Raw genomic sequence first — 19,529 nt, 5'->3', positions numbered from 1 at the left:
CGAACGTTCGTGGGGAGTTTTCTTTCGTGGGCCATACCATCGTGCTGGTCGATGACGACCGCAATATCCTGACCTCGGTGTCGATCGCCTTGGAATCCGAGGGCTACAAGGTCCGCACCTATACTGACGGCGCCGAGGCGCTGCGCGGCCTGACCAGCCAGCCGGCCGACCTGGCGGTGCTGGACATCAAGATGCCGCGCATGGACGGCATGGAATTGCTGCAACGGCTGCGCAAGAACTCGGCCATCCCGGTGATCTTCCTGACCTCGAAGGACGACGAGGTGGACGAGTTGATGGGCCTGCGCATGGGCGCCGACGATTACATCAAGAAGCCGTTCTCGCAGAAGCTGCTGATCGAGCGCATCCGCGCCCTGCTGCGCCGCCTGGACATGGCCGCCGAGGAAGGCGACGGGCCGGCCGCCGGCGCCATCACCCGGGGCGAACTGGTGCTCGATCCCGGCCGGCATGTCTGCGTGTGGAAGGGCGCCAAGGTCGATCTGACCGTCACCGAGTTCCTGCTGGTCAAGGCCCTGGCCCAGCGGCCCGGCCACGTCAAGAACCGCGACCAGTTGATCGACGCCGCTTACGGCGAATCGATCTATGTCGATGACCGCACCATCGACAGCCACATCAAGCGGGTCCGCAAGAAGTTCCGCGAGGTCGACGATTCCTTCGCCCATATCGAAACCCTGTACGGCGTCGGCTATCGTTACCGTGAAGACTGAATCCGTCAGGCGCCGGGGCCGCTGGCGGCCGCTGGCCTCGCCGCTGACGCGACGCATCCTGGCGGTCAACCTGATCGCCCCGGTGCTGCTGGTGGCCGGGCTGATGTTCCTGGACCGCTACAAGCAGGCGCTGATCGAGTCCGAACTGGCCGGCCTGGCCACCCAGGCCGAGATGGTGGCCGGTGCCGTCGGCGAAAGCGCGGTGGCCGAACAAAGCCTGGGCTTCCTGGAAATCAACGCCGAGCTGGCCCAAGTGATGGTCCGCCGCCTGGCCCAGCCGGCCCAGATGCGCGCGCGCCTGTTCGACGCCGTCGGCGACCTGGCCGCCGATTCGCAATTCGTGCTGTCGGCCAAGGGCAACATCCAGATCGAGGACCTGGACCCGCCGCCGCCGCCCGGCTTCTGGTCCGACCTGGCCGCCCGCTGGGACCGCCTGTCCCACTGGATGCCGGCCGACCCCGACCTGCCGCTTCATGTCGAGCGGCTGGACAGCCGGGGCGACCAGTTCCCCGAGGTGGTCGCCGCCCTGGCCGGCGAGACCGGCACCGCCATCCGCTCGTCGCCCGAGGGCGGCATCGTCTTGTCGGTGGCGGTCCCGGTCAGCCGCTACAAGCAGGTGGTCGGCGCCTTGATGGTCACCCATGACGGCCGCGCCGTCGCCCACGGCCTGTTCCAGGTCCGCCTGGCCATCGCCCAGGTGTTCATCGTCACCCTGGCGGTCACCGTCGGCCTGTCCTTCTTCCTGGCCGGCACCATCGCCCGGCCGGTGCGTCGCCTGGCCATGGCCGCCCATCAGGTCCGCCGCGGCCGGGGACAGCGCGCCCGCATCCCCGATCTGTCGGCCCGGGGCGACGAGATCGGCGAATTGTCGCTGGCCCTAAAGGAAATGACCGCCGCCCTGTGGACCCGCATGGACGCCATCGAACGCTTCGCCGCCGACGTCTCGCACGAGATCAAGAACCCGCTGACCAGCGTGCGCTCGGCGGTCGAGACGGCGGCCCGCATCAGCGACCCGGAAAAGCAGAAGCGCCTGCTGGAAATCATCCGCGACGATGTCGAGAGGCTGAACCGGCTGATCACCGACATCTCCGACGCCTCGCGCGTCGATGCCGAAATGAGCCGCGCCGAGATGGAGCCGGTGCCGCTGGCCACCCTGCTGGCCACCCTGGCCCAGGTCTATCAGGACACCGGCGCCGACGGCTCGCCCGCCGTGCTGGTGACCCTGCCGGACACCGATCCCCTGACGGTGGCCGGCATCGACGGCCGCCTGGTCCAGGTACTGCGCAACCTGATCGGCAACGCCTTGTCATTCAGCCCGCCCGGCGGCACCATCCGCCTGTCGGGCTGGCGCGACGACGGAGTGATCCACGTCGCCGTCGAGGATGACGGCCCCGGCATCCCCGAGGGCAAGCTGGAAGCCATCTTCGACCGCTTCTACACCGAACGGCCGGCCGGCGAGAAGTTCGGCACCCATTCCGGCCTGGGCCTGTCCATCAGCAAACAGATCGTCGACGCCCACCAGGGCCGCATCCACGCGGAAAACCGCACCGATGCCGACGGCCGGGTGATCGGCGCGCGCTTCGTGGTGACGCTGCCGGCCCATTGACTCGCGACGGCGCCACGATCACCCTTCCGTGATGCTTCTGGTTCACGCCACCTCGGTCGAGATCGACGGTCACGCCGTCTTGCTGCGCGCGCCCTCGGGCGGCGGCAAGTCCGATCTGGCGCTTCGGCTGATCGATGCCGGCGCGGTGCTGGTGGCCGACGACCAGACCGCGCTGACCGCCCAGGACGGGCGCCTGTTCGCCAGCTGCCCCGACACCATCGCCGGCCTGTTCGAGGTGCGCGGCCTGGGCGTGGTTCGCCTGCCCCATTGCCCGCTCGCGCCGCTGTCGCTGGTGGTCGATCTGGTGGCGCCGGACCAGGTTGAGCGCCACCCCGAGCCGGCAACCGCCAGTTTCCTGGGGATTCCCGTCCCAAGTGTGGCGCTGGCCCCGTTCGAGGCCTCGGCGGCCTCCAAGGTTCGCCTTGCGATGCGGGGCGCGCTGCGAGATATAATGGTGCGGTGATGAGCCCAGCCACCGCAGCCCCCACCCCCGATTCCCCTGCACCTCACGCGCCCGACGGTCGCGTGGTGATCGTCACCGGCCTGTCGGGGGCCGGCAAGACCTCGGCCCTGAAGGTGCTGGAAGATCTGGGCTTCGAGGCGGTCGACAATCTGCCGGTGATGCTGCTGTCCAGCCTGGTCCGCCGCGACGGCCCGGCCCGGCCGCTGGCGGTGGGCATCGACATCCGCACCCGCGATTTCGGCGTCGAGCCGGTGCTGCACGAAATCGACCGCCTGATGGCCGAGGCCGGCCAGGATGTCCGCCTGCTGTTCCTCGATTGCGACGACGAGGTGCTCAGGCGCCGCTTCACCGAGACCAGAAGGCGCCATCCGCTGGCCGCCGACCGGCCGCTGATCGACGGCATCCGCCACGAACGGACCCTGGTCAGCGGGCTGAAAAGCCGCGCCGCCGTGGTGTTCGACACCTCGAACCTGGCGCCGGGCGAGTTCAAGCAGGTGCTGTCGGCCCATTTCGGCCAGGCCTCGACCCAGGGCCTGCTGGTGTTCGTCACCTCGTTCGCCTATCGAGAAGGCCTGCCGCGCGAGGCAGATCTGGTGTTCGACGCCCGCTTCCTGGCCAATCCGCACTACCAGCCCGACCTGAAGCCCTTGACCGGACGCGATCCGGGCGTGGCCGAATTCGTGTCGAACGACCCCGCTTTCGCGGTTTTTTTCGACTCTTTGACCGGTTTGCTGGCTCCGCTGTTGCCCCGCTTCGCTGCCGAGGGTAAGAGCTATCTGACCATTGCCGTCGGCTGCACCGGCGGACGCCACCGTTCGGTCTTCGTCGCCGAGCGGTTGGCCCAGTGGCTGGCCGGCCGCAACGTTCGGGTCGAGCTTCGCCACCGGGAACTGTTGGCAGCCGGGACATGACAAGGGGTTGGAGATGATCGGACTGGTACTTGTGACCCACGGGAAGCTGGCCGACGAGCTTGTCGCCGCCATGGAACACGTGGTCGGGCCGCAGCCAAACGTTGCCGCCGTCTGCATCGGCCCGGACGACGACATGGAGCGGCGCCGCAACGACATCATGGAATCGGTCGCCCGCTGCAATGACGGCACCGGCGTGGTGGTGCTGACCGACATGTTCGGCGGCACGCCGTCGAACCTGGCCATTTCCATCATGGACAAGGCCAAGATCGAGGTGATCGCCGGCGTCAACCTGCCGATGCTGATCAAGCTGGCCAGCGTGCGCCATTCCGAGCCGCTGGGCGACGCCGTCGCCTCGGCCCAGGAAGCCGGCCGCAAATACATCAACGTCGCCTCGAAACTGTTGAGCCAGGGGTCCCGATGAGCGCGGCCGACACCGAAGTCCGGCGCACCGCCACCATCTGCAACCGCCGTGGGCTGCATGCCCGCGCCGCGGCCAAGTTCGTCAAGCTGGTGGCCACCTTCGACGCCCAGGTCCATGTCGCCCATCGCGGCACCGAGGTCTCGGGCATGTCGATCATGGGATTGATGATGCTGGCCGCCGCTCCCGGCTGCTCGATCGAGATGCGGGCCTCGGGTCCCGACGCCGGGCCGGCGCTCGACGCCATCTGCTCCCTGGTCGATCAGAAGTTCGACGAAGAGGACTGATCCTCACCCCTGTCCCGAGGATTTTGGATGCCCCAAGCCGCCGCCCCTGCCCGCGAGATAGTGCTGACCGGCATGGCGGTCAGCCGGGGCATCGCCATCGGCACCGTCTATCGCCACGATTCCGACCATGTCGCGGTGGCCGAGACCCGGATTCCCGCCTCGCGCCTGGCCGCCGAGAAGAAGCGCTTCGCCGCCGCCGTCGAGACGGCGCAGGGCCAGGTCGCCCAGATGCGGGCCAAGGCCGAGGGCCTGGACGGCGCGGCGGCCGAGGAACTGGGCTATCTGCTGGATGCCTATCAGCAGATGCTGCACGGCTCGCGCCTGGTCAGGGGCGTCGAGGGCCGCATCGAGTCCGAGCGCATCAATGCCGAAGCCGCCGTCCAGCACGAAATCGATTCCATCGCCCACGTCTTCGAGGCGATGGAGGATTCCTATCTGTCTGGCCGCGCCGCCGACGTGCGCGACCTGGGCCGGCGGCTGATCCGCAACCTGATCGGCCGCGACTGGAAGCCGTTCCAGACCCTGGCCAAGAATAGCGTCATCCTGGGCGAGGAACTGACCCCGGCCGATACCGCCCTGCTGGACCCCAAGGTGGTGGCCGGCATCGCCACCCAGCTGGGCGGCGCCGAAAGCCACACCGCCATCATGGCCCGTTCGCTGGGCCTGCCGGCGGTGCTGGGCGTCGCCGAGCTGATGCGCCATGCCCGCACCGGCGACGTGGTGGTGATCGACGGCCGCAACGGCCGGGTGGTGTTGAACCCGTCGGACGATCTGCTGGACGCCTATCGCAAGATGCGCGCCGACTTCCTGCGCAGCCGACGCCAGCTCGCCCGCCTGAAGGATTTGCCGGCGACCACCCGCGACGGCCAGCGGGTCCAACTGGAAGCCAATATCGAACTGCCGGGCGAGGTGGCCTCGGCCCTGGCCGCCGGCGCCGAGGGGATCGGCCTGTTGCGCTCGGAATTCCTGTTCATGAACCGCGACGACGTGCCCGGCGAGGACGAGCAGTTCGCCGCCTACCAGGCGGTGATCCAGGGCATGGCCGGGCGCGAGGTCACCATCCGCACCCTGGATGTCGGCGGCGACAAGCTGGCGCACGGACTGGGCGTCAATCCCGGCCTCAACCCGGCGCTGGGCCTGCGCGCCGTGCGGCTGTCGCTGGCCCGGCCGGAATTGCTGGAAACGCAATTGGCGGCGATCCTGCGGGCCTCGGCCTTCGGGCGGGTGCGCATCCTGGTGCCGATGGTCGCCACCGTCGAGGAGATCCAGGCGGTGCGCGCCACCCTGGAAAAGGTGGTCCGCCGCCTGAAGCGGGCCGGCGTGGCGATGGCCGACCCATTGCCGCCGCTGGGCGTGATGATCGAGGTGCCGGGCGCGGCGCTGGGGGCCGACGCGCTGGCCTTCAATTCCGATTTCTTCTCGATCGGCACCAACGACCTGACCCAGTACACCCTGGCCATCGACCGCGCCGACGAAGCGGTCGCCAGCCTTTACAACCCGCTGCATCCGGCGGTGCTGCGGCTGATCCAGTTCACCACGGAAGCGGCCAAGCGCGCCCGTATCCCGGTGGCGGTGTGCGGCGAGGTGGCGGGCGATCCGCGCTACACCGCCTTGCTGCTGGGCCTGGGCATCCGCGACCTGTCGATGTCGGCCACCAACATCGCCGTGGTCAAGCAGCGCGTGCGCGGACTGGACCTTTCGGCCGCCAGCCGCATGGCCCGGCTGGTGATGGAACAAAGCGACGCCGCCCGCATCGCCGGCCTGGTGGATGGGTTCTCGTCCCCCGACGGAACGGCCAACCGGACCTCGGCCACTCTCATGCCGACATAAAGATATCTTTATATCACCCTTGCAATCGCCGTCCGGCCCTGCTACAACGCGCTTCAGTCACACTCCCGCTGGAAGGGTCGTTTTCCCATGACCGATTACGTCGTCGCCGACATCGCTTTGGCCGATTGGGGCCGCAAGGAACTGGACATCGCCGAGAGCGAGATGCCCGGCCTGATGGCCACCCGCGCCGAATTCGGCCCCAGCCAGCCGCTGAAGGGTGCGCGCATCGCAGGCTCGCTGCACATGACCATCCAGACCGGCGTGCTGATCGAGACCTTGAAGGCCCTGGGCGCCGACGTCCGCTGGGCGTCTTGCAACATCTTCTCGACCCAGGACCATGCCGCCGCCGCCATCGCCGCCGCCGGCACCCCGGTCTTCGCCATCAAGGGCGAGAGCCTGGAAGAATATTGGGACTACACCCACCGCATCTTCGACTGGGCCGATGGCGGCTGCCCCAACATGATCCTGGATGATGGCGGCGACGCCACGCTGCTGATCCATCTGGGCATGCGTGCGGAAAAGGACCTGTCGGTCCTGGCCAACCCGACCTGCGAGGAAGAGGAAGTCCTGTTCGCTTCCATCAAGAAGAAGCTGGAAACCGACAAGACCTGGTATTCCCGCAACGGCGCCGCCATCCGCGGCGTGACCGAGGAAACCACCACCGGCGTCCATCGTCTGTACGAGATGGAGAAGAAGGGCACGTTGCTGTGGCCGGCCATCAACGTCAACGATTCGGTGACCAAGTCGAAGTTCGACAACAAGTATGGCTGCCGTGAAAGCCTGGTCGACGGCATCCGCCGCGCCACCGACGTCATGCTGGCCGGCAAGGTCGCCGTGGTCGCCGGCTTCGGCGATGTCGGCAAGGGCTCGGCCGAAAGCCTGGCCAGCCAGGGCTGCCGCGTCATCGTCACCGAGATCGACCCGATCTGCGCCCTGCAGGCCTGCATGGAAGGCTATGAGGTCCTGACCATGGAAGAGGCCGCGCCCCGCGGCGACATCTTCGTCACCACCACCGGCAATGTCGACGTCATCACCGTCGATCACATGCGGGCGATGAAGGACCGGGCCATCGTCTGCAACATCGGCCACTTCGACAGCGAGATCCAGGTCGCCGGCCTGAAGAACTTCCAGTGGACCAACATCAAGCCGCAGGTCGACGAGATCAAGTTCCCCGGCGGCAACCGCATCCTGCTGCTGGCCGAGGGCCGTCTGGTCAATCTGGGCTGCGCCACCGGCCATCCCAGCTTCGTGATGAGCGCCAGCTTCACCAACCAGGTGCTGGCCCAGATGGACATCTTCTGCAATCCCGGCAAGTACGAGAAGAAGGTCTATGTGCTGCCCAAGCATCTGGACGAGAAGGTCGCAGCATTGCACCTGGCCAAGCTGGGCGCCACGCTGACCAAGCTGAACGCCAAGCAGTCCGAGTATATCGGCGTCGCGGTCGAAGGCCCGTTCAAGCCCGACACCTACCGCTACTAGTCTGGACCCATCCCAAGAAAGCCCCTTGGCCACTGGTCGAGGGGCTTTTTTTTGGCACCTATATCTTTTAGTATAGGAGTAGACTCTGCGGGACGTGGGGAGGTGCGTATGCCGGCCGCCAAGGAATCTGGTGTGCGCAATCGGTTGTCGTGGCTGTTGGAAATGTCGCTACGCCGCCTGCGCGCCGTTCCCGGCGGTGATTGCATGGTCCGTGCAGCGGTGGTCAACTATCACCCGCCGACCGAATCGGTCCGCTCGATCGCGTTTGCCGGGCGCGCCTGCCCCTATCTCGACCGGCTGAACCTGCCGCTGTCCGACCTGCCCGGACTGGACTTTGGCACCCGCAGCGGTCGGTACCGGATCATCCACGACATCGCCCAGGTCGGCGACAACCGCGCCCGCCATGTCCAGGCCCTGCTGGAGGCCGGCATCCGCTCCAGCCTGACCGCCGCCGTGCCGGGCTTGCACGAGGTCGGCGGCTTCTTTTTCCTGAATGCCGAGCAGCCGGGCGCCTTCACCCCCGACCTGCAGGCGGCCATCCGCCCACGGCTGGACGAGACCCTGACCCTGCTGCGCCGCGAACTGAACCGACCGATTACGAAGTAAACCGCCCGATCGCCTTGCGCGCCTCGTCCAGCACCAGCACGGACGAGGCCACCGCCACCGCCACCGCCCATTGCAGCGCCGACAAGTCAGAGGTGTGGAAGATCGCCTGGGCCGGCCCCCAATGCACCGCCGCCGCCTGCAGGGCGATCACGCCGGCCAGGGCGACCCATAATTTGCCATTGGCGAACATCTGGGCGCCCAGCGCCGATTCGTGACCGACCCGGGCGTTGAAGACGTTGAAGAACTGGAACAGCACGAAGGTGGTGAAGGCCAGGGTGCGGGCCTGGGTCTCGTCGCCCGTGCTTAGACCCCAGGCGAACACGCCCAGGGTGCCCACCGCCATGGTGGTGCCGTAAAGGGCCAGCCTCAGCAGCCGGCGGGTCGACAAGATCGCCTCGCCCTGGGCCTTGGGCGGTTCCTCCATCAGGCCGGGCCGCGCCGGGTCGAACGACAAGGCCAGGGCCGGCGGCCCGTCCATGATGATGTTGACCCACAGGATCTGGATCGGGTGGAACGGGCTGGCCAGGCCCACGATCGGCGCCGCCAGCACCGTCAGCAAGGCGCCGATATTGGTCGAGAGCTGGAAGCGCACGAACTTGACGATATTGTCGGTGATGGTGCGTCCCTCGCGCACGGCGCCGACTACCGTCGCGAAATCGTCGTCGGTCAGCACCATGGTCGCCGCCTCGCGCGTCACGTCCGAGCCGGTGCGCCCCATCGCCACCCCGATATGCGCCGCCTTCAGCGAGGCGGCATCGTTGACCCCGTCGCCGGTCATGGCGACGACATGGCCGCGCGCCCGAAGCGCCTCGACGATGCGGACCTTGTGCTCGGGGGCGACGCGGGCGAACACCGCGATATCGTCGATCCGCCCGGCCAGTTCGGCATCGTCCATGCGGTCCAGCTCGGCCCCGGTCACCACCTCGCCGTCCAGGCCCAAGGCGCGGCCGATGGCCGCCGCCGTCACCCGGTGGTCGCCGGTGATCATCTTGACGGCGATCCCCGCCGTCCGGCACGCCGCCACCGCCGCCCGCGCACCCGGCCTGGGCGGGTCCAACAGGCCGATCAGGGCGGTCAGGGTCAGGTCACGCGCGGCAGCCAGCGGGTCGGCCAACGCGGTTTCGTCCACCACCGCCTCGGCCAGGGCCAGCACCCTCAACGCCTTGGCGGCCATCGCCTCGTTCTCGCGCGACACCTGATCGGCCCGCTCGCGATCAAGGTCATGGTCGCCGCTTTCCAGCCGCACCGCCCGGCACAGGCCCAGCACCACATCGGGCGCGCCCTTGACCAGCAGCCGCAGGCCGCCATCGGACGAGCGATGCACGCTGATCATGAACTTGCGCGCCGAATCGAACGGCACTTCCGCCAGGCGCGGCCAATCCTGATGGGCATGGGCCTTGTCGGCCAGCACCAGCAGCGCGCCCTCGGTGGCGTCGCCCACCACCTTCCGGCCGCCGTGGCCGTCATCGGCCAGCATCGATTCGGTGCACAGACGGGCGGCGGCCAGATGGGGGGCAAGATCGGGAAGCGGCCCGCCATCGTCGGCCGGGCGCACCGCCCCCTCGCGGCCATAACCCTCGCCATCGACGATAAAGCGCCGGCCGGCGGCCCAGCCGGCCACCGCCGTCATCTGGTTCATGGTCAAGGTGCCGGTCTTGTCGGAACAGATCACAGTGGTCGAGCCCAGGGTCTCGACCGCCGCCAACCGCTTGACGATGGCCCCCTTCCGGGCCATGCGCACCATGCCGATGGCCAGCGTCACCGTCACCACCGCCGGCAGTCCCTCGGGGATGGCGGCCACCGCCAGGGCGATGGCGGTCAGCACCAGTTGGGCGACCGGCTCGCCACGCGCCAGCCCCAGCACCAGATACAAGGCCACCACCAGCCCGGCCAGCAGGGCCAGGCGCCGGCCCAACTGGTCCAGGCGCCGTTGCAAGGGGGTGGTTTCGTCACCAGCCGCCTGCAGCATGCCGGCGATGCGGCCCATTTCGGTCGCCGCCCCGGTGGCGGCCACCAACATCTCGCCGCGCCCGCGGGTGACCACACTGTTCATGTGGGCCAGGTTGGTGCGCTCGGCCAGGGGCAGATCGTGGTCGGACAGCGTATCCGATTGCTTGGCCACCGCCAGCGATTCGCCGGTCAGCGAGGATTCATCGATTTCCAGCTGATGGGCCACCGCCAGCCGGCCGTCGGCGGGGATGCGGTCGCCGGCTTCCAGCAGCACCACGTCGCCGGGCACCAGTTGGGCGGCAGGCAGCTCCTGCTTGGTGCCGTCGCGCCGCACCCGGCACAGGGCCGGCAGCATCGCCTTCAAGGCGTCCAGCGCCTTCTCGGCGCGGAATTCCTGATAAAAGCCCAGGGCGCCGTTGAAGGCGATCACCCCGAAGATCACCAGCATGTCGGTGGTGTCGCCGACGAAGCCGGCCAGCACGCCGGCCACCAGCAGCACCAGCACCAGCAGGCTGGTGAACTGGCTGACCACCATCTTCCACAGTGGCCGGGGCGGCGGCTCGGGCAGCCGGTTGGCGCCAAAGCGGTCCAGCCGGGCCTGGGCCTCGGGCGCCGACAGTCCAGCCGTGATGTCGGCATCCAGGTGCCGACAGGCGTCCTGTACGGACAGGGTGTGCCAGGGGTGGCGACGGTCGCCGGATGGGATGATCCTTGGATTCATCCGACCAAGATAAGCCCACTGCCGCAGGGTTCAACCCGGCAAGAACGCGGATCAGACCTCGGTTTCGTTCAGGCCCATCTGCGAGGCGGCGACCACCGCCCGGGTACGGTTGTTGACCCCCAACGCCTTCAGGATGGCGGTGACGTGCAACTTGACGGTGCCTTCCGCCAGTTCCAGCGAGCGGGCGATTTCCTTGTTCGACTTGCCCTGGCCCAGCAGCGCCAGCACTTCGCGCTGACGCGGCGTCAGGAACGAAATCGCCTGTTCGGTGGCGACCGGGTTGAAGGAATCGCCCCCCGGCCCCTGCGGCTCGATCAAGGCCGGCGGCAGGTAGACGCCCCCCGACAGCACCAGGCGCAATGCCGACAGCATCACCCGGCTGGGCGAGCTTTTGGGGATGAAGCCCGATGCCCCCATGTTGACCGCCTGCAGGACATGGCGGCGGTCGTCGGCGGCCGACAGCACGATGATCGGCGTGCCGGGCAGGATCTCCTTGATCTGGCGCAGCCCCTCGGCCCATTCGGCGCCGGGCATGGTGAGGTCGAGCAGGACGAGGTCGAAGTCGGAACCGCTGCGCGCGACGGCGAACAGATCACCATAATCGCAGGCTTCGACGATGGTCAGTTGCTCACCCAATTGCCCCAGGACATGGCGCAAGCCATCCCGAAACAGTTCGTGGTCATCGGCAATCAGTATCTTCATGGCGTCCCCACATGACCGGCATTGGCCACCGAGCACCCCGCCCCCCGGCTCATGCGTCAATGTCGGCAACGCTTATCCTCCAATCGACGCGGCATGTCCCTACGCAATAGGTTTGTAGGACTGGCCGGACCTTAGTCCTTATCACGATATATGACCTCCCTTCGCAAAGCAAAGGTCACTGGTCGGACCAATCTTTAGGCCTGCCACCTGACTGGGTAGGGTGATGGTGGACAAGACCTTCCGACCCGTTTTCACAACTGGCCCCGCCGCATCGGGTACCGCCCCTTCACCCCCCAGGGTGGGATGAAGAAAAGGTAATGATTTTTCACGCTTTTCCGGCGGGTTTTGCTGCTTTCTGGGCTGGATTCCGCTGGCCTGATGTGCGATATGGTTGCCGGTTCGAATTCGGCTGGCGGCACGCCAACGCGCCCCACCCGCAGCACAGCGGACCGCACCACCGGGACAGCCTGGGGTGGGGTCCTGCCACCTGATTCATCCGTGTCGTACCGAAGTGGAGGTAACTATGACTGTTCGCGTCGCCATCAACGGCTTCGGCCGCATCGGCCGCATGGTGTTCCGCGCCGTCGCGAAGGAATTTCCCCAGATCGAGATCGTCGGCATCAACGACCTGCTCGATCCCGAATACCTCGCTTACATGCTGAAGTACGATTCGGTGCATGGCCGCTTCAATGGCAACATCGAGGTCGATGGCAACATTTTGTCGGTCAACAACAAGCCGGTCCTGCTGTCGGCCGAGCGTGACCCCGCCAACCTGAAGTGGGGCGAGCTGGACGTCGACGTGGTGATCGAATCGACCGGCCTGTTCCTGGACGCCGCCTCGGCCGAAAAGCATCTGAAGGCCGGCGCCAAGAAGGTGCTGATGAGCGCTCCGTCCAAGGACGACACCCCGATGTTCGTCTATGGCGTCAACCACACCAAGTATGCCGGCGAGAAGATCGTCTCGGCCGCGTCGTGCACCACCAACTGCCTGGCCCCGGTGGCCAAGGTGCTGAACGACAATTGGGGCATCAAGCGCGGCCTGATGACCACCGTCCACGCCGCCACCGCCACCCAGAAGACCGTCGACGGCCCGTCCTCGAAGGATTGGCGCGGCGGCCGCGGCATCCTGGAAAACATCATCCCCTCCTCGACCGGCGCCGCCAAGGCCGTCGGCAAGGTGCTGCCTGAGCTGAACAAGAAGCTGACCGGCATGGCCTTCCGCGTGCCGACCTCGGACGTCTCGGTGGTCGACCTGACCGTCGAGCTGAACAAGGACGCCAAGTACGAGGAAATCTGCGCCGCCATGAAGAAGGCGTCGGAAGGCGAGCTGAAGGGCGTGCTGGGCTATACCGAGGACAAGGTGGTCGCCACCGATTTCGTCGGCTGCAACATGCCGTCGATCTTCGACGCCGATGCCGGCATCGCCCTGGACAGCACCTTCGTCAAGGTCGTCACCTGGTACGACAACGAATACGGCTACACCTGCAACATGCTGCGGTTCCTGACCCACATCGCCAAGGGCTGAGCCTGAGCCGTCAAGGGGGCCGGGCGGCGACTGCCCGCCCGGCCCCTTTTCATTCCAAGAATTGATCAGGGGGAAAACGCCATGTTCCGCACCATCGATGCGCTGGACGTCAAGGGTAAGCGGGTTCTGGTCCGCGCCGACCTCAACGTGCCGGCCAAGGACGGCAAGGTCACCGACACCACCCGTATCGACCGTTCGGCGGCGACGCTGACCGAGCTGGCCGCCAAGGGCGCCAAGGTCATCATCCTGACCCATTTCGGCCGCCCCAAGGGGGTCGAGGCCAAGTATTCGCAGAAGCTGCTGCTGGAGCCGCTGGCCAAGGCCGTCGGCAAGCCCGTCGCCTGGGCCGACGATTGCATCGGCCCGGCCGCCGAGGCGGCCATCGCCGCCATGAAGGACGGCGACACCCTGCTGTTGGAAAACGTCCGCTTCCACCCCGAGGAAGAAAAGAACGACCCGGCCTTCGCCAAGATTCTGGCCGGCCTGGGCGACATCTATGTCAACGACGCCTTCTCGACCGCCCACCGCGCCCACGCCTCGACCGAGGCGCTGGCCCGCCTGCTGCCCTGCGCCGCCGGTCGCCTGATGCAGGCCGAGCTGGAAGCCCTGGCCAAGGCCCTGGGCTCGCCGGAAAAGCCGGTGGCGGCGGTGGTCGGCGGCGCCAAGGTGTCGACCAAGCTGGACCTCTTGGGCAATCTGGTGTCGCGCGTCGATTACCTGATCATCGGCGGCGGCATGGCCAACACCTTCCTGTTCGCCCAGGGCAAGAGCGTCGGCAAGTCCTTGTGTGAAAAGGAAATGGCCGACACCGCCCGCGAGATCATCGAGAAGGCCAAGGCCGCCCACTGCCACATCGTCCTGCCGGTCGACGTGGTGGTCGCCACCGAATTCGCCGAGAACGCCCCCAACAAGGTGGTCAGCATCAACGCCGTTCCCGACGACATGATGATCCTGGATGCCGGTCCGGCCTCGACCGAGGCCATCATCGACCGCATCGGCGGCTGCAAGACGCTGGTGTGGAACGGCCCGATGGGCGCCTTCGAGATCAAGCCGTTCGATGCCGCCACCAACGCGGTGGCCCAGGCGGCGGCCCAGCGCACCGCCCAGGGCAAGCTTCTGACCGTGGCCGGCGGCGGCGACACCGTGGCCGCCCTGGCGGCGGCCGGCGTCGAGGACAAGTTCTCGTATGTCTCGACCGCCGGTGGCGCGTTCCTGGAATGGCTGGAAGGCAAGACCCTGCCGGGCGTCGCCGCCCTGGAGATCAAGGCCTCGGGCGGCTGCGGCTGCGGCGGCGGCCAGTGCTGATCGGGCTGTGAATGCATGGGAAACGGGGCGCCATCTGCGCCCCGTTTTTTTATGACAGCGTCCGCCTTGCCTTCAGAGCGGCACTCAGCGTGCCGTCATCCAGATAATCCAGCTCGCCGCCGACCGGCACGCCCTGGGCCAGGGCCGACAGCCGAATGCCGGTCGCGGCCAGCCGGTCCTGGACGAAATGGGCGGTGGTCTGGGCCTCGACGGTGGCCGGCAGGGCCAGGATGATTTCCGAGAACCGGCCCGAGGCGGCGCGGGCACGCAGCGATTCGATGGCCAGATCGTCGGGGCCGATTCCGTCCAGCGCCGACAACAGGCCGCCCAGCACGTGATAGCGCCCCTTGAAGGCGCCGGTCCGTTCCATCGCCCACAGGCTGCCGACATCGGCGACCACGCATAATTGGCTTTCGTCGCGGGTGGGATCGGCGCAGATGGCGCAGGGCTCGCAACTGTCGAAATTGCCGCAGATCGGGCAGGTCTTGACGGTATGCGCCACCTGGGCCAGCGCGCGCACCAAGGGGTCGAGCAGGCTGTCCTTGCGCTCGACCAGGGCCAGGGCGGCACGGCGGGCCGAACGCGGCCCCAGACCGGGCAAGCGGGCCAGAAGCGCGATCAGCCGTTCGATCTCGGGTCCGACCATGGCGACAAGGGCTCCTGTGAATCTGCCTGTGGCGCGCCCGTCCCGGGCGGCTCAATCGCCGCTCGGGCTCTAACAGGCTGCGAAGGAACTCGTTCCGCTCCCTTCCCCCCGTCACCCCCGCGCAGGCGGGGGTCCATGTTGGGGCGAGGCGCGAAATAAGACACCATATGTTGTTCTGCCGGATGCATGGATTCCCGCCTTCGCGGGAATGACGAGGGAAATTGGCATTTTTCCTCGAGCCTGCTAAAGCCCCGCGGCGCGTGAGCGGGCCCGGCCACGGGCGGCCTTCGGCCCTAAAACGGCAGCTTGATGCCCGGCGGCAGGTTCAGGCCGCCGGTGACCTTGGCCATTTCCTCGTTCATCGCCGCCTCGGCCTTGACCTTGGCGTCGTTGAAGGCGGCGACGATCAGGTCTTCCAGCACCTCGACATCGTTGGGATCGACCAAAGCCTTGTCGATCTTGATGCCCTTCAGCTCGAACTTGCCGTTCAAGGTGACCCGCAGCATGCCGCCGCCGGCAGCGCCGCTGACCTCCATCTCGGCCAGCTTGGCCTGCATCTCGGCCATCTTGGTCTGCATCTGCTGGGCTTGTTTCATCAGGTTGCCAAGGTTTTTCATGCTTCCTCGTCTGCAGGGGTGAGATCGGAATCGAAGGCCAGTTCGGCCTCTTCGGGTTCGTCGGCGGCGATGTCGCGCACCGCTTCGATGATCGCGCCGGGAAAGGTTTGCATCACCGCCTTGATCAGCGGGTGGTTGGCGGCATCCTCGCGCCGGCGGGTCTCGGCCTGGGCCTCTTGTTCCGACAAGGTGGCCTCGGCCGGATCGGTGGCGTTGACGGTGACGGTCCAGCGCCGGCCGGTCCATTCGGTCAACAGGCGCGACACCTTGGGCAACAGGTCCGATGGCGCGTTGGCGTGCGGGCGCAGCTCGATGCGGCCGGCCTCGAAGCGCACCAGATTGACCTGACGGCGCAGCGCCACCGCCAAGGTCCCCTCGCGCCGTTCCGAGAACAATTGCGCCACCTCGGCGAAGCTGGCCGGCATCACCGGCAGCGCCACGGTCTGGGCCACCGGGGCCGGGGCCAGTTGCAGGGCGGCCGCCGACATGGCCGGTCCACCACCACCGCCGCCCGACGGAATCATCTGGGTCGCCACCCGGTCGGCCCCCGACGGGATCGGAGCACCGCCACCGCCGCCACCACCGGACGGCCCGCGCGGGGCCGGTGGCTGGTTGCGCATCTGCTCGATCGCCTCGGCCGGGGTCGGCAAATCGGCGGCATAGGCCAGGCGGACCAGGGCCATCTCGGCCGCCTGCAACGGGTGGGGCGCGCTGCGGGTTTCCTGCAGACCCTTCAGCAGCATCTGCCAGGCCCGGGCCAGATGGGCCATGCCCAGACCCTTGGCCATCTCGCCGCCGCGGACCCGCTCGGCCTCGGCGATATTGCCGAACTCGGCGTCGGGGGCCAGCTTCAGCCGGGTCAGCCAGTGGGTCAGCTCCAGCAGGTCCTGCAGCACCACCGCCGGATCGGCGCCCAGGGCGTATTGTTCGGCCAGCAGGTCCAGCGCCGGAGCGATCTGGCCCTTCATCACCACCTCGAACAGGTCAAACACGCGGACGCGGTCGGCCAGGCCCAGCATGTCGCGCACCTGGGCCTGCCCCACCTTGCCGGCGCCGTGGCTGATGGCCTGGTCCAGCAGCGACAAGCCGTCGCGCACCGATCCGTCGGCGGCGCGCGCGATCAGGGCCAACGCCTCGGGCTCGATCTCGGCCCCTTCCTTTTCGGCGATCCCGGCGAAATGGGCGGCCAGCACCGACGCCTCGACCCGGCGCAGGTCGAAACGCTGGCAGCGCGACAGCACGGTGATGGGGATCTTGCGGATCTCGGTGGTGGCGAAGACGAACTTCACATGCTCGGGCGGTTCTTCCAGCGTCTTCAGCAGCGCGTTGAACGCCGCCGTCGACAGCATGTGCACCTCGTCGATGATGTAGACCTTGAAGCGGGCCGATGTCGGGCGATAACGCACGCCCTCGATGATCTCGCGGATATCGTTGACGCCGGTCCTGGACGCCGCGTCCATCTCCAGGATATCGACATGGCGATCCTCGGCGATGGCGCGGCAATGTTCACAAACGCCGCAGGGCTCGATGGTCGGGCCGCCCTGGCCGTCGGGGCCGACGCAATTAAGCGCACGCGCGATGATGCGCGCCGTCGTCGTCTTGCCCACACCCCTGACCCCGGTCAGCACGAAAGCGTGCGCCAGCCGGCCCGAGCCGATGGCGTTGGTCAGCGTGCGCACCAGCGCATCCTGCCCGATCAGGGTGGAAAAGTCGGTCGGCCGGTATTTGCGGGCCAGGACGCGATAGGGGGTGGCTTCGACGGCTTCGGTCATGGGGCCAGAGAATATAGAGGAAATCGGGTATGATCAAACCATGCCGAGTCTGTGCCTTGATTGCTGCAAGCCGTTCAAGTCCGGCGCCGATTGCCCGCGCTGCGGATCGGCCCGGGTGGTCGGCCATCCCGAACTGTTCGACCTGACCGTCGCCCACATGGATTGCGACGCCTTCTACGCCTCGGTGGAAAAGCGCGACCGCCCCGAACTGGCCGACCGGCCGGTGATCGTCGGCCATCCCGGCGGGCGCGGCGTGGTCACCACCGCCTGCTACGTCGCCCGCAAGTTCGGCCCGCGCTCGGCCATGCCGATGTTCAAGGCGTTGGAATTGTGCCCCCACGCGGTGGTCATCCCCCCCGACATCGCCAAATATGCGCAGGTCTCGGCCCAGATCCGGGCCTTGCTGGCCAAGGCGACGCCGATCTTCGAGCCTTTGTCCCTGGACGAGGCCTATCTGGACCTGTCGCCGGGCGTGCGCCTGGTCGACAAGCCGGCGGCCATCTTGCTGGCCCGGCTGGCGCGCGCGGTGGAAACCCGGGTCGGCATCACCATCTCGGTCGGGCTGTCGGCCAACAAGTTCCTGGCCAAGCTGGCCAGCGACCGCAACAAGCCCAGGGGCTTCACCGTCATCGGCCGCGCCGAGGCCGCTGGCCAGTTGGCGCCCCTGCCGGTGTCAACCTTGTTCGGCGTCGGCCGCGCCACCGCCAGCCGCCTGGAAGCGGCCGGCTTTTCCACCATCGCCGACCTGCAAGATGCGTCCGAGGCCGACCTGATCGCCCGCTTCGGCCGCTTCGGCCGCGCCCTTCATCAAATGGCCAGGGGCGAGGACAGCCGGGCCATCACCCCCGACCGCCCGGCCAAAAGCGTCTCGCGCGAGACCACCTTCGCTCGTGACGTCCGCGATTTCGCCCCGCTGGCCCAGGCGCTGGACCTGCTGGCCGCCAAGGTCGCCGCCCGCCTGCTGCGCGACGAGGTGGCCGGGTCCACCCTGGTCATGAAGTTGAAAACGGCGGATTTCAAGGTGCTGACCCGCAACCACAAGCTGCCGGCGCCGACCCAGCGGGCCGAGGTGATCGCCGCCGCCGCCCGGCCGCTTCTGGCGCGCGAGACCGATGGGCGGGCCTTTCGCCTGATCGGCGTGGGCGTGACCGATCTGGCCCCGCCATCCGAGGCCGATCCGCCCGATCTGTTCGGCTGATCTCGACATTCACGCACAAGGCGCGTATGACGGCTATAGACCCGTTAGAATAAGAGACACCCCGATGAGCCTTTTTGGCCGCCGCGCCCGCGGCGACGACGTTGCCCCCGGTGACATCTTCCGCAAGGCCGGCACCTATGGCGGCGAATGGGTGGTCGAACGCGTGTTCGAATATCCCGACATTCCGCGCCATGTCCGCATGGTCGAGAAGAGCGGCGCCCGCGCGATGACGGTGGCGGTGTCGATGCTGTTCGACCCCGATTGCTTCACCCCGATCAGCAGCGGCGTGCAAGGATAAGGACAGGCGATGATCGTCACCACCACCGATTCCATCGACGGCAAGGTCGTCGGCCAGTATCTCGGCATCGTCTCGGGCGACGCGGTGCTGGGCACCAACATCTTCAAGGACCTGTTCGCCTCGGTGCGCGACGTGGTCGGGGGCCGGGCGGCCTCGTACGAGAAGGTACTGCAAGAGGGCAAGGACATGGCCCTGGCCGACATGGTCGAGCGCGCCCGCGCCCTGGGGGCCGACGCGGTGATCGGGGTGGACCTGGATTACGAGGTGATCGGCGGCGACAGCAAGACCCTGCTGATGGTCAGCGTCAACGGCACCGCCGTAAAATTGGGGTGAATCTGCGCGAAGCGCTGCCCGTGTAGTTGGCGCGAAGCGCTGCCCGTGCCGGGCCGGCTCATACCGGCGAACCTACGAAATGACCTGCTGGACCCAGGGCTGATAGCAGAGGCTTTTGACCCTGTCGCTGTCGGCGA

At 67.6% G+C, this 19,529-nt stretch carries 19 protein-coding genes; 14 read left to right on the top strand and 5 right to left on the bottom strand.

The window, feature by feature from the left end; genetic code table 11:
• Positions 1 to 26 precede the first annotated feature (26 nt).
• The 9 genes from A6A05_RS12955 to A6A05_RS12915 all read left to right on the top strand — a co-directional run bounded on the left by A6A05_RS12955 (position 27) and on the right by A6A05_RS12915 (position 8,325).
• Complete coding sequence (locus A6A05_RS12955; protein ID WP_068501753.1) at positions 27 to 725, top strand: response regulator transcription factor; 699 nt, start codon at positions 27 to 29, stop codon at positions 723 to 725.
• Positions 715 to 2,331 carry a stimulus-sensing domain-containing protein gene (locus tag A6A05_RS12950; RefSeq protein ID WP_245644293.1) on the top strand — a complete coding sequence of 539 codons (1,617 nt, stop codon included), beginning with the start codon at positions 715 to 717 and terminating at the stop codon, positions 2,329 to 2,331. The genes A6A05_RS12955 and A6A05_RS12950 overlap by 11 nt, the downstream gene beginning before the upstream one ends.
• Positions 2,332 to 2,362: 31 nt before the next feature.
• Positions 2,363 to 2,794 (top strand): HPr kinase/phosphorylase, encoded by a 432-nt coding sequence (locus A6A05_RS12945; RefSeq protein ID WP_068501750.1) that lies wholly within the window; start codon positions 2,363 to 2,365, stop codon positions 2,792 to 2,794.
• Positions 2,794 to 3,705, top strand: a complete 912-nt coding sequence (gene rapZ, locus A6A05_RS12940) for an RNase adapter RapZ (protein ID WP_068501748.1) — start codon at positions 2,794 to 2,796, stop codon at positions 3,703 to 3,705. Before A6A05_RS12945 ends, rapZ begins: the two co-directional genes overlap by 1 nt.
• A 13-nt stretch (positions 3,706 to 3,718) precedes the next feature.
• Complete coding sequence (locus tag A6A05_RS12935) at positions 3,719 to 4,126, top strand: PTS sugar transporter subunit IIA (RefSeq protein WP_068501745.1); 408 nt, start codon at positions 3,719 to 3,721, stop codon at positions 4,124 to 4,126.
• Positions 4,123 to 4,410: an HPr family phosphocarrier protein gene (locus tag A6A05_RS12930; protein ID WP_068501743.1), complete on the top strand. Its 288-nt coding sequence runs from the start codon at positions 4,123 to 4,125 to the stop codon at positions 4,408 to 4,410. The genes A6A05_RS12935 and A6A05_RS12930 overlap by 4 nt, the downstream gene beginning before the upstream one ends.
• A gap of 27 nt (positions 4,411 to 4,437) precedes the next feature.
• Complete coding sequence (ptsP, locus tag A6A05_RS12925) at positions 4,438 to 6,240, top strand: phosphoenolpyruvate--protein phosphotransferase (RefSeq protein ID WP_068501740.1); 1,803 nt, start codon at positions 4,438 to 4,440, stop codon at positions 6,238 to 6,240.
• A gap of 87 nt (positions 6,241 to 6,327) precedes the next feature.
• Complete coding sequence (ahcY, locus tag A6A05_RS12920; protein ID WP_068501737.1) at positions 6,328 to 7,719, top strand: adenosylhomocysteinase; 1,392 nt, start codon at positions 6,328 to 6,330, stop codon at positions 7,717 to 7,719.
• Between the two features lie 108 nt (positions 7,720 to 7,827).
• A complete protein-coding gene (locus A6A05_RS12915; protein WP_156521050.1) occupies positions 7,828 to 8,325 on the top strand; it encodes a hypothetical protein in 498 nt (165 codons plus the stop codon).
• Here the strand turns inward: A6A05_RS12915 and A6A05_RS12910 are convergent.
• The gene (locus A6A05_RS12910) at positions 8,315 to 10,996 is read right to left on the bottom strand and encodes a cation-translocating P-type ATPase (RefSeq protein ID WP_068501730.1); all 2,682 of its coding nucleotides are present in this window, start codon (positions 10,994 to 10,996) and stop codon (positions 8,315 to 8,317) included. The two genes, A6A05_RS12915 and A6A05_RS12910, sit on opposite strands and share 11 nt — an antisense overlap.
• Positions 10,997 to 11,047: 51 nt before the next feature.
• A complete protein-coding gene (locus A6A05_RS12905) occupies positions 11,048 to 11,698 on the bottom strand; it encodes a response regulator (RefSeq protein ID WP_068501727.1) in 651 nt (216 codons plus the stop codon).
• Positions 11,699 to 12,221: 523 nt separating this feature from the next.
• Between A6A05_RS12905 and gap the strand changes: the two genes are divergently transcribed.
• Together gap and A6A05_RS12895 are read left to right on the top strand one after the other, a co-directional pair.
• The gene (gene gap, locus A6A05_RS12900) at positions 12,222 to 13,223 is read left to right on the top strand and encodes a type I glyceraldehyde-3-phosphate dehydrogenase (protein ID WP_068501724.1); all 1,002 of its coding nucleotides are present in this window, start codon (positions 12,222 to 12,224) and stop codon (positions 13,221 to 13,223) included.
• A gap of 81 nt (positions 13,224 to 13,304) precedes the next feature.
• Positions 13,305 to 14,528 (top strand): phosphoglycerate kinase, encoded by a 1,224-nt coding sequence (locus A6A05_RS12895; RefSeq protein ID WP_068501721.1) that lies wholly within the window; start codon positions 13,305 to 13,307, stop codon positions 14,526 to 14,528.
• A 49-nt stretch (positions 14,529 to 14,577) separates the two neighbouring features.
• Here A6A05_RS12895 and recR read toward each other — a convergent pair whose 3' ends face one another.
• From recR to A6A05_RS12880, 3 genes are all read right to left on the bottom strand, one after another.
• On the bottom strand, positions 14,578 to 15,174 hold the full coding sequence (recR, locus tag A6A05_RS12890) for a recombination mediator RecR (protein ID WP_068501718.1): 597 nt from the start codon (positions 15,172 to 15,174) through the stop codon (positions 14,578 to 14,580).
• Positions 15,175 to 15,467: 293 nt separating this feature from the next.
• Positions 15,468 to 15,791 carry a YbaB/EbfC family nucleoid-associated protein gene (locus A6A05_RS12885; protein WP_068501715.1) on the bottom strand — a complete coding sequence of 108 codons (324 nt, stop codon included), beginning with the start codon at positions 15,789 to 15,791 and terminating at the stop codon, positions 15,468 to 15,470.
• Positions 15,788 to 17,563, bottom strand: a complete 1,776-nt coding sequence (locus tag A6A05_RS12880) for a DNA polymerase III subunit gamma/tau (protein WP_068501712.1) — start codon at positions 17,561 to 17,563, stop codon at positions 15,788 to 15,790. Before A6A05_RS12880 ends, A6A05_RS12885 begins: the two co-directional genes overlap by 4 nt.
• 40 nt (positions 17,564 to 17,603) lie before the next feature.
• Here A6A05_RS12880 and A6A05_RS12875 point away from each other — a divergent pair, with 40 nt between their 5' ends.
• The 3 genes from A6A05_RS12875 (at position 17,604) to A6A05_RS12865 (ending at position 19,392) form a co-directional block, all read left to right on the top strand.
• On the top strand, positions 17,604 to 18,761 hold the full coding sequence (locus tag A6A05_RS12875; protein ID WP_082910943.1) for a DNA polymerase IV: 1,158 nt from the start codon (positions 17,604 to 17,606) through the stop codon (positions 18,759 to 18,761).
• A gap of 64 nt (positions 18,762 to 18,825) precedes the next feature.
• Positions 18,826 to 19,059: a hypothetical protein gene (locus A6A05_RS12870; protein ID WP_068501710.1), complete on the top strand. Its 234-nt coding sequence runs from the start codon at positions 18,826 to 18,828 to the stop codon at positions 19,057 to 19,059.
• A 9-nt stretch (positions 19,060 to 19,068) separates the two neighbouring features.
• Entirely contained in the window at positions 19,069 to 19,392 is a 324-nt protein-coding gene (locus A6A05_RS12865; protein ID WP_068501707.1) for a YbjQ family protein, read from the top strand.
• The last annotated feature ends 137 nt before the right edge of the window (positions 19,393 to 19,529 follow it).

The sequence above is a fragment of the Magnetospirillum moscoviense genome (genome assembly GCF_001650635.1).
GTDB lineage: Bacteria > Pseudomonadota > Alphaproteobacteria > Rhodospirillales > Magnetospirillaceae > Magnetospirillum > Magnetospirillum moscoviense.
Note: the sequence above shows the minus strand (reverse complement) of the source record. Positions and strands in the feature narration are given on the sequence as shown.